The 14013-nt window shown below is 73.8% G+C and carries 8 protein-coding genes; all 8 read left to right on the top strand.

What is annotated here, in order from left to right; translation table 11 throughout:
* Nucleotides 1–826 precede the first annotated feature (826 nt).
* The 8 genes from ACFVVX_RS09205 to ACFVVX_RS09240 all read left to right on the top strand — a co-directional run bounded on the left by ACFVVX_RS09205 (nucleotide 827) and on the right by ACFVVX_RS09240 (nucleotide 14005).
* Entirely contained in the window at nucleotides 827–2311 is a 1485-nt protein-coding gene (locus tag ACFVVX_RS09205) for a sugar transferase (protein WP_387943395.1), read from the top strand.
* Between the two features lie 79 nt (nucleotides 2312–2390).
* Complete coding sequence (locus ACFVVX_RS09210; protein WP_387943122.1) at nucleotides 2391–3707, top strand: nucleotide sugar dehydrogenase; 1317 nt, start codon at nucleotides 2391–2393, stop codon at nucleotides 3705–3707.
* Complete coding sequence (locus ACFVVX_RS09215) at nucleotides 3697–4977, top strand: glycosyltransferase (RefSeq protein ID WP_387943124.1); 1281 nt, start codon at nucleotides 3697–3699, stop codon at nucleotides 4975–4977. Before ACFVVX_RS09210 ends, ACFVVX_RS09215 begins: the two co-directional genes overlap by 11 nt.
* Complete coding sequence (locus ACFVVX_RS09220) at nucleotides 4974–6347, top strand: YveK family protein (protein WP_387943126.1); 1374 nt, start codon at nucleotides 4974–4976, stop codon at nucleotides 6345–6347. The genes ACFVVX_RS09215 and ACFVVX_RS09220 overlap by 4 nt, the downstream gene beginning before the upstream one ends.
* Nucleotides 6344–7894 carry a Wzz/FepE/Etk N-terminal domain-containing protein gene (locus ACFVVX_RS09225; protein WP_387943128.1) on the top strand — a complete coding sequence of 517 codons (1551 nt, stop codon included), beginning with the start codon at nucleotides 6344–6346 and terminating at the stop codon, nucleotides 7892–7894. The genes ACFVVX_RS09220 and ACFVVX_RS09225 overlap by 4 nt, the downstream gene beginning before the upstream one ends.
* Nucleotides 7895–7897: 3 nt before the next feature.
* Nucleotides 7898–9832: an asparagine synthase (glutamine-hydrolyzing) gene (gene asnB, locus ACFVVX_RS09230; protein ID WP_387943130.1), complete on the top strand. Its 1935-nt coding sequence runs from the start codon at nucleotides 7898–7900 to the stop codon at nucleotides 9830–9832.
* A gap of 28 nt (nucleotides 9833–9860) precedes the next feature.
* Complete coding sequence (locus tag ACFVVX_RS09235) at nucleotides 9861–12059, top strand: bi-domain-containing oxidoreductase (RefSeq protein WP_387943132.1); 2199 nt, start codon at nucleotides 9861–9863, stop codon at nucleotides 12057–12059.
* Nucleotides 12056–14005, top strand: a complete 1950-nt coding sequence (locus tag ACFVVX_RS09240; RefSeq protein WP_387943134.1) for an alginate lyase family protein — start codon at nucleotides 12056–12058, stop codon at nucleotides 14003–14005. Before ACFVVX_RS09235 ends, ACFVVX_RS09240 begins: the two co-directional genes overlap by 4 nt.
* The last annotated feature ends 8 nt before the right edge of the window (nucleotides 14006–14013 follow it).

Below are 14013 nucleotides of genomic sequence, written 5' to 3' on the forward strand. Positions count from 1 at the left end.
CGCCCCGACACGGTAGGGGGACCGGTGGGCCCGGGACATGGGGCCGGCCCACACGCCGGGCGGCCAGGGGTGTGGATCACACCCCTGGTCGCCGGTCGGTCGGGCGACTCGGCGAACACCTCCTGTCCGACCGGCCCCACACACCCCACCCGGCGTCCCCGTGCTCTGCCGACACTCCCGGCGGGGCGCGACCGCGGCCGACCGGGGCGGACACCGCGCGCGCCGGCACATCCGGATGGCCGGGGGGCGCCGCGACAGCCCGAGAATTCGCGCATCACCAGTCACACTGAACACCTTTCTCCTCAGGACATCCCTCCAGTAACCGATCGGAAGGACAACCTTCAGATATCGAGCACGCGTTTCACACATCACCCCCTCCGGATGGCCCCGATGCTCTAGATTGATTTTCGCTTCGCACAGTTGGACGCGAGGCGGCGAACAGTGATCTGCAGGTCCGGCGCTGCGGACAGCGGTCGTGTCCCCGGCGGCAGACATGGAGGTGATCAATTCCCGGCCCCCGCGAGGGAGCCCGGAATGTGGAGAGCAACCGTCGACGGTTTCCCACGCACCTCGGGACTCCGGCGGGACATGTACATCCCGCCTGCGCCCAGGTGGGACGTTCACAGAGCACCGCAATAGGCGGTTTGCCATTCGGGGGGTTCGGGGCCTCCCGGAGACGGGAACAGCGCGGCACGGGAGGCGGGGCCTCCCGAGGGGAGGAGCGGGGCCTCCCAAGGGGAGGAACAGTGCGGGAGGCGCAGGCCTCCCGGGGGGAGGAACCGTGTGGAGCGAACACGTCGAACCCACTGCTGACCTGGAAGGGGCCGTGAAGCAGGGGGAGGAAGAATTAGTCAGCCCGTTTCCACCGCCGCGGGGGCGTCCGGTGAACGGGAGAATCAGCCGGCCCGAGATCGACTGGGAGCAGCAGTACCGCCGTACTGTGATTATCAGCGATACCGTGGCCACCGCCTTCGTCGTGGGGGCGATAGGCCGATTCTTCGGAGTGCGGGACGCGGCCAACTGGCACGAGAAATGGGGAATTCTCGCCTTCGGCACCGAGCTGCTGGTGCTGGGAGCGCTGGCGATGACCCGGTCGTGGGCGCCGGCCGTACTCGGTCAGGGCGCCGAGGAATTCCGTCGGCTCGGACGCTCGCTGTTCACGGCGGCCGTCGTCCTGGCGCTCGGCGGAATCGCCCTCACCTCGCACAACATCAAGCTCTGGATCTTCGTCGCGATCCCCGCGATCACGCTCGTCACCATGACCGAGCGGTATCTGCTGCGCCTCTGGCTGCACAAGCAGCGCAAGGAGGGGCGGTGCCTGCGCCCGGTGCTCGCCGCCGGGAGTCCGGCCACCGTGCGCGACCTGATCAGCCGCACCCGCAAGTTCCCGCACCTCGGCTGGCGGGTGGAGGCGGTGTGCACGCCGTACGGTGTCGGGCACAAGGGTGACCGGCTGGACGGGGTGCCGGTCGTCGGCCGGCTGACGGACGTCGCCAACCACGTCCGCCGCGACGGCTACCGGGTCGTCGCGGTCACACCGGACCCGCACTGGTCACCGGACCGGCTGCAGCGCCTGGCCTGGAACCTCGAGGGCGGCGATGCCGAGATGGTCGTGGCCCCCGTGCTGATGGAGGTGGCCGGCCCGCGGCTGCACGTCGACGCGGTGCTCGGGATCCCGATGCTGAGGGTCAGCATGCCGACCTTCACCGGCGGCCGCCGGGCGGTCAAGGAGGTCGTCGACCGGCTGGGTGCCGCGGTCCTGCTGGTCCTGTTCGCGCCGCTGATGGTGGCCGTCGGGCTGCTCGTGCTGACGGACAGCCGGGGCGGGGCCTTCTACCGGCAGCACCGGGTCGGCAAGGACGGCCGGCAGTTCACCCTGGTGAAGTTCCGCACCATGGTCGCCGGGGCCGACCGGGCCCGCGCCGAGCTGGCCGACCGCAACGAGGGCGCCGGCCTGCTGTTCAAGCTCCGCCGGGATCCGCGGGTGACCCGGGTGGGAGGGGTGCTGCGCCGCTACTCGCTCGACGAGCTGCCGCAGCTCCTCAACGTGCTCACCGGTTCGATGTCGCTCGTCGGTCCGCGGCCTCCGCTGCCGGAGGAGTCCGCCGCGTACGGCCCGGACATCCGGCGGCGGCTGCTCGTCAAGCCCGGGCTCACCGGCCTGTGGCAGATCAGCGGGCGCAGCGACCTCCCGTGGGAGGAGGCGGTCCGGCTGGACCTGCGGTACGTGGAGGACTGGTCGCTCGCCCTGGACACGGTGATCCTCTGGAAGACGCTGCGTGCGGTGCTCCAGGGGCAGGGGGCGTACTGATGCGAATGCGTGGGGGGCGTCGAACGATCGACGCGCGGACGGCCGGCCACCAGGGCCGGCCCGAGGGGAGGAACGGGTCATGAGGGTCAGTGTCCTGGGGCTCGGCTACGTGGGCTGTGTGTCGGCCGCGTGCCTGGCCAGCCTGGGTCACGAGGTCATCGGGGTGGACGTGAACCAGGTGAAGGTCGACCTGGTCAACGAGGGCAGGGCCCCGGTGGTCGAGGAACGGATCGGCGAGCTCATCGCCGAGGTCGTGCGGACCGGGGCGCTGCGCGCCACCGTCGACGTCCGCGAGGCGATCACGGGCAGCGAGGTGACGCTGGTCTGCGTGGGCACGCCGTCGGAGCCCAACGGCAGCCTGTGCACCACCTATCTGGAGCGGGTCACCGAGCAGATCGGTGCCGCGGTGGCCGAGCGGGGCGGGCGGCAGACCGTCGTGTTCCGCAGCACCATGCTCCCCGGCACCTGCCTGAACCTGCTGGTGCCGATCCTGGAGAAGTACGCCGGCGGCACGGCCGGGGTGGACTTCGGGGTCGCGGTCAACCCGGAGTTCCTGCGCGAGGGCACCAGCGTGCGGGACTTCTTCGACCCGCCCAAGACCGTCATCGGCGAGCTCGACCCGGCGAGCGGCGACGTGGTCGCGGCGCTGTACGACGGGCTGCCCGGCGAGGTGTTCCGGGTGCCGGTGCCGACGGCCGAGGCGATCAAGTACGCGGACAACGCCTTCCACGGCCTCAAGATCGGCTTCGCGAACGAGCTGGGCGCGGTGTGCCGGGCGCTCGGGGTGGACTCGCACCAGGTGATCGACGTGTTCCTGGCCGACCGCAAGCTGAACATCAGCCCCGCCTACCTGCGGCCCGGCTTCGCCTTCGGCGGCTCCTGCCTGCCCAAGGACCTGCGCAGCCTGGTCCACGCGGCGCGGCAGGCCGACGTCGCGGTGCCCATCCTCTCCCACGTGCTGCCCTCCAACTCCGAACACCTGCAGCGCGCGGTGGAGTTGGTCGAGCGCACCGGCAGGCGCCGGGTCGGCCTGTTCGGCCTGTCCTTCAAACCGGGCACCGACGACCTCCGCGAGAGCCCGCTCGTCGAGCTGGCGGAGCGGCTCTTCGGCAGGGGCTACGACCTGCGGATCTACGACCCCAACGTGAACCTCTCCCGACTGCTCGGCGCGAACCGCGAGTACATCGAGACCAGGCTGCCGCACCTCGCGCAGCTGCTCGCGGAGTCCGTCGACGAGGTGCTCGACCACGCCGAGGTGTGCGTGGTCGGGACCAGGGACCCGGACGTGCTGTCGGCGTTGCCCCATGGCGACGACCCGGTGATCATCGACCTCATCCGCCTTCCCGACGCCGAGGCGCGCCGGACCGAACCGGGGTACGTGGGCCTTGCTTGGTGACACATCGTTCGGTGAGGCGACCGGCGGCGACGGGAAGGGCCGTCGCGCGCTGGTCCTGGTGGAGAACCTGTCGGTGCCGTTCGACCGGCGGGTGTGGCAGGAGTGCACGACGCTGCGCGACGCGGGCTGGACGGTGCACGTCATCTGTCCCCAGGGGACCAAGCGGGACACCGAGCCGGAGGCGGAGATCGAGGGGGTGCGGATCCACCGCTACCCGCTGCGCGCGGCCACCGGAGGCCCGGCCGGCTACCTGCGGGAGTACGGATCGGCGTTGTGGCACACGGCCCGGCTGGCCCGCAGGGTCGGCCCGGTCGACGTGGTCCACGCCTGCAATCCGCCCGACCTGCTGTTCCTGCCCGCCCTGTGGCTGAAGCGGCGCGGCGCGCGGTTCGTGTTCGACCAGCACGACCTGGTGCCCGAGCTCTACCTCTCCCGGTTCGACCGCGGCGAGGACCTGCTCTACCGCGCCGTGTGCGCGCTGGAACGGCTGACCTACCGGGCCGCCGACGTCGTGCTCGCCACGAACGAGAGCTACCGGGACACGGCGCTGCGCCGTGGCGGCCGGAGGCCGGAGGACGTCTTCGTGGTGCGCAGCGCGCCCGACACCGACCGGTTCCAGCCGGTGCCGCCCGAGCCGGAGCTGAAGCGCGGCAAGCCCCATCTGCTGTGCTACCTCGGCGTGATGGGCCCCCAGGACGGCGTCGACTACGCCCTGCGGGCCCTCGCGAAGCTGCGCGACGAACTCGGACGGACCGACTGGCACGCGGTGTTCGTCGGCGCCGGCGACACCTTCGACGCGATGGTGGAGCTGTCCCGGCAGCTCGGGCTCTCCGAGCAGGTGGAGTTCACCGGGCGCGTTCCGGACGCGGACCTGGTGCGCTACCTGTCCAGCGCGGACGTGTGCCTCTCCCCCGACCCGCGCAATCCGCTCAACGACGTGTCGACCATGAACAAGGTCCTGGAGTACATGGTCATGGGCCGGCCGATCGTCTCGTTCGACCTGCGGGAGGCGCGGGTCTCCGCCGGTGACGCCGCCGTCTACGCGGCCGCCGACGACGAGGCCGAGTTCGCCCGGCTCATCGCGCAGCTGATGGACGATCCGGAGAAGCGGGCCTGGATGGGCAAGCTCGGCCAGGAGCGGATCAACGGGCCGCTCTCCTGGCGGAACTCCCAGCGACAGCTGCTCGCCGCCTACGCCGCCGCCTGCCGCGACCGCGCCCCGGTGGCGGCGGGTGGCCGGGGCCGGGCCGGGAGAAGGCCGCGCCGTTGAGCGACGACACCATACGCCTGGTCACGATCGGTCGGATCTTCCGTCGGCGCTGGCGGCTGCTCGCCGTCCTCACCGTGGTGGGTGCGCTCGTCGGCTACGGCAGCTCCCTGCTGTTTCCGCCCCAGTACACGACGTCGGCATCGGTCCTGCTGCCGGGGGCGTGGCAGGAGCGCGAGCTGCTGACCCAGACGGAGATCGCGACCAGTTCGGTGGTGATCGACCGCGCGGCCGCCGCACTCGGCTGGCCCGGGGTCGGCGGCAACGAGCTGCGGGACAAGGTGAGCGCCGCGGCCTCCGACGGGAACATCATCAAGATCTCGGGGACGGCCGACACCCCGGAGCGCGCACAGCAGCTCTCCGACCAGGTGGCCCGGCAGTTCGTCACGTTCGCCGCGCGGATCTCGGGCGACAGCACCGACCCCGAGGCGGCGCAGCCCGAGGCACTGCGGCAGCTGGTGGCACAGGCCAGCCGCCGCATCACCGACCTGGCCGACACGGCCGCGCCGGGGCAGGGCGTGGAGAACGTGCAGACCCGCACCGAGCTCGTGAAGCTGCGCACCGCGCTGCAGGACGCCCTCAAGAAGCTGGACCAGGTCGACCCGGCCGCCACCAAGGTGGTCAACCTGGTCGTCATGGGACCGGCGCCCCGGCCGACCGGCGAGGCACCGCCGACGAAGCCGCAGCTCGTCGCCGGCGGGGCGGCGACGGCGCTCCTGCTCGGGGTGATCGGCCATCTCACCGCCGCCCGGATGAGCCGCCGGCTGCGCACCGAGGCGGAGATCGCCTCGGCGCTGGGCTCGGTGCTCCTCGGCACCGTCGACGTACCCGGTGAACGGCTCGCGCACCGGCCGGAGGGCCGCGGCCCGCGGGCCCTGGTCCGCCGCCTGCTGGGCACCGACGTCCGGTGGGACCAGCCGGCCCCACGCGCTCCCGGCGACGAGGCCGGACGGCAGATCCGCTACCGGCGGGTGTGCGACCGCCTCCGGGACCGGCTGCCGTCCCCCCGGCCGCTGCTGGTCGTCGTGCCGGACGGCGACGAGATGGCCGGCCGGGCGGCCGGGCGGCTCGTCACCGAGGCCGGGGGCGATCCGCTGCTGCGGGTGGTGGAGGTCTCGGTGTCCCGGCCGCTGGTACCGGACCGCGACGGCGAGTGCGGCGCGCTGGTCGTGCTCAGCGCGGGCAGTTGGACGGCGGCGGAGCTCACCGGCATCGCGGAGGCGTGTGCGGACGCCGAGCACGAGGTCGTCGGCGCCGTCGTCGCCGGCGTGGTCCGGGCCCGTCCGAAGCGGTCCGCCGGCCGTCATCCGGACGCCGCCGTACCGGTGTTCGCCGGTGGCGGCGACGACGACGCGAGGAGCGCAGCGGGGTGACGACGCGTACGACTTCGGATTCGCCGGCCGCCGCGCCGCTGGTGGACCTTCAGGCGCTGGTGGTCTCGGTGCGCAGGCGGCGCCGCCTCTGGTGTGTCCTGGCGCTGCTCGGGCTGCTGGCCGGCGCGGCGCTGGCGGTCCTGCAGCCGGCTCCGCCGACCGCGGTGGTCAAGGTGCTGGTCGCGCACCAGGAGGACCAGCCGAACGACCCCGGAACGCTGATCCGCACCGACGTCGCCCTGCTGCAGACCACGGGGATCGCCGGCAAGGCCCTGCAGTCCCTCGGGTCCTCGGAGAAGCCCGAGGACTTCATGAAGGACTACGGGGGGATCGGCCTGACCAACACGGTGCTGCAGATCACCGTGTCGGGTCACAGCGAGGGGGAGGCGGTGGCCCGGGCCAAGGCGCTGGCCGACGCGTTCGTCGCGGACCACCTGCGGCGGATCCAGGAGGTCGCGGACGCCCAGGCCAAGGCCCTGCTCGACCAGCGGGACCGCCTGCGGGAGGAACTCGCCAAGGTCAACCAGTCGATCGCCGACGCCTCGGCGCCGAGCGCACCGAAGGCCTCGGCGAACCTGGAGTCGCTCTACGCCAGCCGGGCCGAACTCACCTCGCGGATCACGGACTTCGGCCAGCGCGCCGCGGAGGCGCGGATCGGCGCGCCCCGGCTGGTGGCCGGCACGCAGATCGTGGACTCCCCGCGCGCGGTGCGGCAGTCCAAGGTCACGACCCTGGTCACCGACGCCGGGATGGGGTCCGTCCTCGGGCTCGTCCTCGGACTCGCGGTGGCCGCGGTCGGCTCGGTGGTGGCGGACCGCCCCGTGCTGCGCCGGGACATCGCGGCGAACCTCGGTGCCTCGGTCATCGCGGAGCTGCGCCGGCCGGCCGGTGGCGGGGCCGGCCGGCCGCCCGGCCGGTGGCGGGGCCGCCGGGCCCGGGAGGCCCGGACGAGGCTCACCAGGACCCTGGCCCGCACCGTGGGCGGCTCCTCGGAGGCGGTGTCGCTGCTGGAACTGGGTTGTGCGCGCAGCACGAGCGCGATCGCCCGGGACCTCGCCGGGGCGCTCGGGGAGGAGCGGCCGGTGGTCCTGGTCGACGAGCTGCCCGGCCCGCGGCTCGCCAGGCGCGGCCGCACGCCGGGAGAGCCGGCCGCGGTCGGCGGCGAGAGCGGTGCGGGCGGCGGGGCCGCGGCAGGTCAGGAGCACCGGCTCGGCGTCGGCTCGGTGGCACCCGGCACGGCGTGGACCGACCTCCGGCACCTCGGCACCCGGACGGTGCTCGTGGTGCGGGCCGGGCACGGCAGCACCGCGTGGCTGCACACCGTGGCACGGCAGCTCGCGGACCAGGACATCCCGGTGATCGGTGTGGTGCTGATCGACCCCGATCCGCGGGACCGGACCGACGGCACGCTGTGGGACGGGCCGCGCACCCCGGCGCGCGGCCGCGAGGAGCGGCCGGCCCGGCAGAACGGGACGGCCCGGCGGCGGACGGAACGACGACCGATGTGGACCGCACGGGTCCCGGACAGCGACCAGGAGGTGCGGTAGCACATGTGTGGCATCGCAGGCACGTACCGGTGGCCGGACGGGAAGGCCGTGACCGACCTGCTCACCGACACCCTCGCCCACCGCGGCCCGGACGGGGCCGGCCGCTACGGCCACCCCGTCGGTGACGGCGAGGTGCAGCTGGGGCACCGCCGGCTGGCCATCGTCGACCTGTCCGAGACGGGCGCCCAGCCGATGGTCTCGGACGGCCTCGTCCTGACGTACAACGGCGAGCTGTACAACGCGCCCGAGCTGCGGGCCGAGCTGTCGGCCGCCGGGGTGCGCTTCCGCGGCACCTCCGACACCGAGGTGCTGCTGGAGGCCTGGCGGCGCTGGGGCACGGACTGCCTGCCCCGGCTGCGCGGCATGTTCGCGTTCGGGATCTTCGACGAGCGGACCGGCGAGCTGGTGCTCGCCCGCGACCAGCTCGGCATCAAGCCGCTCTTCCTGATCCGGCGCGGCGAGGGCCTGGTGTTCGCCTCCGAGCTCAAGGCGCTGGCCGCCGCCACCGGCGGATCGCTGGAGGTGGACCACGCGGCGCTGGTGGCCTCGCTGCTGTACTACTGGGTGCCGGACTCGCGCTGTGCGTTCCGCGAGGCGGAGAAGCTGCCGCCGGGCAGCTGGCTGCGGTGCCGGCCCGACGGCCGGGTGGACCGCGGCCGGTTCTGGCACCTGCGGGACGTCGCCGCCGAGGGCCGGGAGCGGGCCCTGGCCGGGGAGCTGCCGGACATCGCCGCCGCGGTCGAGGAGTCGACCCGGCGTCACCTGCTCTCCGACGTCCCCGTGGCGACCTTCCTGTCCGGCGGGCTGGACTCCAGCTACCTGACCGCGCTGGCGGCCCGCGACCACCCCGGGATCTCCGCCTACACGATCGGGTTCCGCGCGGAGGACGCCAGGTTCGAGGCGATGCCGGACGACCTGCGCTACGCCCGGCAGGTGGCCGGGCAGTTCGGCGTCGACCTGCACGAGATCGAGATCGCCCCGGACGTCCTCGACCTGCTGCCGCGGATGACGTACCACCTGGACGAGCCGATCGGCGACCCGGCCGCGATCAACACCTTCCTGATCTGCTCGGCCGCCCGGGAGGCCGGGGTCAAGGTGATGCTCTCGGGGATGGGCGCCGACGAGCTCTTCGCCGGCTACCGCAAGCACCTGGCCAACCAGCTCGCGCTGCGCTACCAGCGCGTCCCGCGGCCGCTGCGGCGCGGCCTGTCCGCGGTCGTGGACCGGCTGCCGGTCGCCACGGCCCGCCGGGGGCTGCGGTCGGTGCGGTTCGCGAAGCGGTTCCTCTCCTTCGCCGACCTGCCGGAGGAGACCGCGTTCCGGCGCAGCTACACCATGTACGACCAGGACGAACTGCTCGCCCTGGTCGATCCGGACCTGGCGGGGACCGTCCAGGACGTGCTGACCGAGCACGCGGACGTCTACCAGGACAACGACCTCGACGACTTCGTCAACCGGATGTGCCTGGGCGACGCCCGGATGTTCCTGCCGGGCCTGAACCTCGCGTACACCGACCGGTCGAGCATGGCCGCGTCGACCGAGGTACGGGTGCCGTACGTGGACGTCGAGGTGGTCAGGGCGGCCTTCGCCGTACCCGGCGACCGCAAGATCGTCGGACGCCAGGGCAAGGCCGTCCTCAAGGAGGCGGCCACCTCGGTCCTGCCCCGGGAGATCGTCTACCGGCCCAAGGGCCTGTTCAGCGCCCCGCTGCGGGCCTGGATGAGCCGGGACCTGGCGCCGCTGGTGCGCGAGGTGGTGCACGACGGCGTGCTCGTCAACTCCGGTCTCCTGCGCCGCGACGCGCTCGCGCGCATGGTCGCCGCGGACGCCGCCGGGCAGCAGGACTACTCCAAGCACCTCTGGCACGTACTGACCCTCGAGTACTGGTACCGCGGCGCGACCTCCGGGTCCGACCGCGGCACCCGCTCGGCAGCGTAGAAGACGGCTCGGAAACAAGGGGACTTCGGTGAAACAGGTTGTGCAGAACTACAAGAGCGGCGAGCTGGCGGTGCTCGACGTGCCCGTGCCGGGGTGCAAGCCGGGCGGCGTGCTGGTCCGCACCGCCTACTCCCTGATATCCACCGGGACCGAGCTCATGAAGGTGTCCGAGGCCGGCATGTCGATGCTGGGCAAGGCCCGTTCCCGTCCGGACCAGGTGGCCAAGGTCATGCAGAGCGTGGCCACCAACGGGCTGCCCGCCACCTACCGCAAGGTGATGGGCAAGCTGGACTCCTACACCCCGCTGGGCTACTCGCTGTGCGGGGTGGTCGAGCAGGTCGGCGCCGGGATCGACGACGTGAAGGTCGGCGACCTGGTGGCCTGCGCCGGCAACGAGCACGCGCTGCACGCCGAGCTGAACTGGGTGCCGCGGAACCTCTACGTCCCGCTGCCGGACGGCCTCGCGCCGCGGCACGCGGCCTTCGGCACCGTCGGGTCGATCGCGATGCAGGGCGTGCGCCAGGGCGAGCCGCAGCTGGGCGAGGTGGCGCTGGTGATCGGCCTCGGGCTGATCGGGCAGCTGGTGGTGCAGCTGCTCACCGCCTCGGGGGTGCGCGTGGTCGGGGCCGACCCGGACCCGGCGCGCTGCGAGCTCGCCGAGCGGCTGGGGGCCGTGGCCTGCGGCGATCCCGGGTCCGCGGCCGTGGAGGCCGCCGTCGCCGAGCTCACCGACGGGCACGGCGTGGACCAGGTGTACCTGGCCGCCGGCGGCGGCAGCAACCAGCCCGTCGAGCTGGCCGCCCATCTGGCCCGGGACCGCGGCCGGGTCGTCGACATCGGCAAGTGCAAGCTGGACCTGCCGTGGAACGCCTACTACGAGAAGGAGCTCGACGTCCGGTTCTCCCGTTCGTACGGCCCCGGGCGCTACGACCCGGAGTACGAGCTGGAGGGGCGGGACTACCCGATCGGCTACGTGCGCTGGACCGAGCGCCGCAACCTGGCGTGCTTCCTCGACCTCCTCGCCCGCGGCCGCGTCGACGTGGAGCCGCTGGTCTCCCACGTCGCCGAGTTCGACGACGCGGTCGAGACGTACCGGCGGCTGAAGGACGGCGACCTGAAGGCCGTGGCCGTGCTGTTCCGGTACCCCGAGCCCTCCGAGGAGGAGCGGGCGGAACGGAGCGCGCAGGCCCCGGCGGTGGCGGTGCCCGCGGTGCGCCGCGGCGACAGGGCGCCCGCCCCGGCCCGGTCCGCCACGGCGCCGGTGCGGCTGGCGTTCGTCGGCGCGGGGAACTACGCGACCTCGATGCTGCTGCCGCACCTGGCGCAGCGCGACGGGGTCACGCTGTCCACGGTCGTCACCACGACGGCGCTGTCCGCGGCCAACGCGCAGCGGAAGTTCGGCTTCGCGCAGGCGACCACCGATCTGGACGCCGTGCTCGGCGACCCGTCGGTGGACGCGGTGTTCGTGGTCACCCGGCACAGCTCGCACGCCGAACTGACCCGCCGGGCGCTGCTGGCCGGCAAGGCGGTGTTCGTGGAGAAGCCCCTGGCCCTCACCGAGGAGGAACTGGCCGGGGTGCTCGCGGCGGTGGAGGAGTCCGGCAACGACCGCCTGCAGGTGGGCTTCAACCGCCGGTTCGCGCCGCTGCTGCGGGAGGCCAGGACCAGGCTCGGCGCCCGGAGCGGTCCGGCGAGCCTGCGCTACCTGGTCAACGCGGGCCGGCTGCAGCACGGCAGCTGGTACCTCCGCCAGGGCACCGAGGGCACCCGGTTCGCGGGCGAGGGCGGGCACTTCATCGACACGGCGAGCTGGCTGCTGGAGGCCGACCCGGTCTCGGTGTACGCGGTCGCCACCGCCGGCAACGAGGACCTCCAGGTCGTGCTGGGCTACCCGGACGGCTCCACCGCCACCCTCAGCTACGTCACCACCGGCGCGCCCGGCTTCCCCAAGGAGACGCTGGACCTCGTCGCGGACGGCAAGGTGCTGAAGCTCGACGACTTCGTCCGCGCCTCGGTGCACGGCCCCAAGCGGTGGGTCAGCTCGCGCCTGCCCAAGGCCCGGGACAAGGGGCAGTCCGCCGAACTGGCCGCGTTCGTCAAGGCCGTGCGCACCGGCGGGCCGATGCCGGTGCCGCTGGAGTCGCTGGCCGCCACCACGGCGGCCACCCTCGCCGTGCAGGCCTCGCTGGCCGCCGGGGCGCCGGTGGCGTTGGCGGGGCCGCGATGACCATGAGCGCGGGCTGGTACCTGCGGCGGCTGTCGCGGATGGGGCCGCGGGAGGTCGGCGGCCGGGCGGGCGACGCGGTGCGCAGGCGGCGGTGGCGGTCGGCGCCGCCGCGCAGCCCGCACGTGACCGGCGTCCGGTTCACCGCCGTGCTGCCCGCCGGGGCGATCGCCGCGGTGCCGCCGGAGGCCGCGAAACGGCTCGTCGCCGAGGCGGACCGGCTGATGGACGGGCGGGCCGAGTACTTCGGGGTGTCCCGCGACGACCTGGTCGCCCCGGACTGGTGGCTCGACCCGAAGACCGGGCGCCGGGCGCCGGCCGGCTACGCCTTCGACGTGCCGTACCGGGACGAGGACGCGGTCGGGGACATCAAGCAGATCTGGGAGCCGTCCCGGCACCAGTACCTGACCGTGCTCGCCGCCGCCTACGCCGTCACCGGGAACGAGCGGTACGCCGAGCGGGTGGCCGAGCACCTGCGGTCCTGGTGGGCGGCCAACCCGCCGCTGCGCGGCGTGCACTGGATCAGCGGGATCGAGCTGGGCATCCGGCTGCTGTCCTGGGTGTGGGTCCGCCGGCTGCTCGACGGCTGGCCGGGCGCGGCCGGGCTGTTCGAGGGCAACCCGGTGGCGCTGGAGCAGATCTGGCACCACCAGCGCTGGCTGGCCGCCTTCCCCAGCCGGGGGTCCTCGGCGAACAACCACGTCATCGCCGAGGCGGCCGGGCAGTTCGCCGCGGCCTGCGCGTTCGGGTGGTTCCCCTCCTCGGCGCGCTGGCGCTCCGACGCACTGCGGTCGCTGGAGCGGCACCTGCGCGCCAACACCTTCCCCTCCGGCCTCAACCGCGAACTGGCCACCGAGTACCACGGACTCGTCCTGGAGCTCGGGCTGGCCGCGGTGGCCGAGGCGGACGCCGCCGCCGTGCCCGTCCCCGCGACGGTCCGGCTGGTCCTGCTGCGGATGACCGACGCGCTCGCGGCCGTCGTGGACGACCGGTTGCGGCCGCCGCGCCAGGGGGACGCGGACGACGGGCACGGGCTGGTCGTGGACGGCGCGGGCACCGACCGCTGGGCCTCCCTGCTGGCCACCGGGGACGCCGTGTTCGGGCGCCTCGCCTGGTGGCCGGCGGTGACCGGCGGCGATGTGCGGACCGTACTGCTGGCCGCGCTCGTCCGGCCGTACGGGCGGAACGGGACGGTGACCCGCCCGGCCGAGCGGCCGGCCCACTTCGCCGACGCGGGGATGACCGTGCTGCGCGGTCCGGCGGGGATCTGGTGCCGCTGCGACGGCGGCCCGCACGGGTTCCTGTCCATCGCCGCGCACGGCCACGCGGACGCGCTGTCCGTCGAGGTCCGGCAGGACGGGGTCGACGTGCTCGCGGACCCGGGGACGTACTGCTACCACGGGCAGCCCGCGTGGCGGCGGTACTTCCGGTCGACCCTGGGCCACAACACCCTGGAGCTGGGCGGCGAGGACCAGTCCGTCTCCGGCGGCCCGTTCCTGTGGACCCGGCACGCCCGCAGCCGCGTCCTGGTCGCGGAGGCCTCCGGGGAGGGGGTGGCCCGCTGGTGTGCCGAGCACGACGGCTACCGGCCCGCGGTGCACCGCCGCCGGGTGGAGCTGACCGCCGCCGACCGGGAGCTGCGGGTGGTCGACGCGGTGCGCGGCCCGCGCGGAGCCGTGCGACTGGCGTTCCACCTCGGCCCGGCGGTCACCGCGGACCTGACGGGGAACCGGGCCGTGCTGACCTGGACCCGGGACGGCGAGGACCGCTCCGCGGTGCTCGACCTGCCCGGGGAGCTGTCCTGGCGGGCGCACCGCGGCGAGAGCGACCCGCCGCTCGGCTGGTACTCGGCCGGCTTCGGACGCCGGGAGCCCGCCACCACGCTGGTCGGCACCGGCTTCACCGACGGCACGCAGGGGTTCACCACCGTGCTCCGGTTCCAAGGCTAGGGGGGCGG

It is taken from the genome of Kitasatospora sp. NPDC058170 (assembly GCF_042883905.1).
GTDB lineage: Bacteria > Actinomycetota > Actinomycetes > Streptomycetales > Streptomycetaceae > Kitasatospora.

Excerpts from the sequence above, each read along its gene's own strand:
- ACFVVX_RS09210 (WP_387943122.1), top strand. The coding sequence starts at position 2,391 with ATGAGGGTCAGTGTCCTGGGGCTCGGCTACGTGGGCTGTGTGTCGGCC.
- asnB (WP_387943130.1), top strand. The coding sequence starts at position 7,898 with ATGTGTGGCATCGCAGGCACGTACCGGTGGCCGGACGGGAAGGCCGTG.
- ACFVVX_RS09240 (WP_387943134.1), top strand. The coding sequence starts at position 12,056 with ATGACCATGAGCGCGGGCTGGTACCTGCGGCGGCTGTCGCGGATGGGG.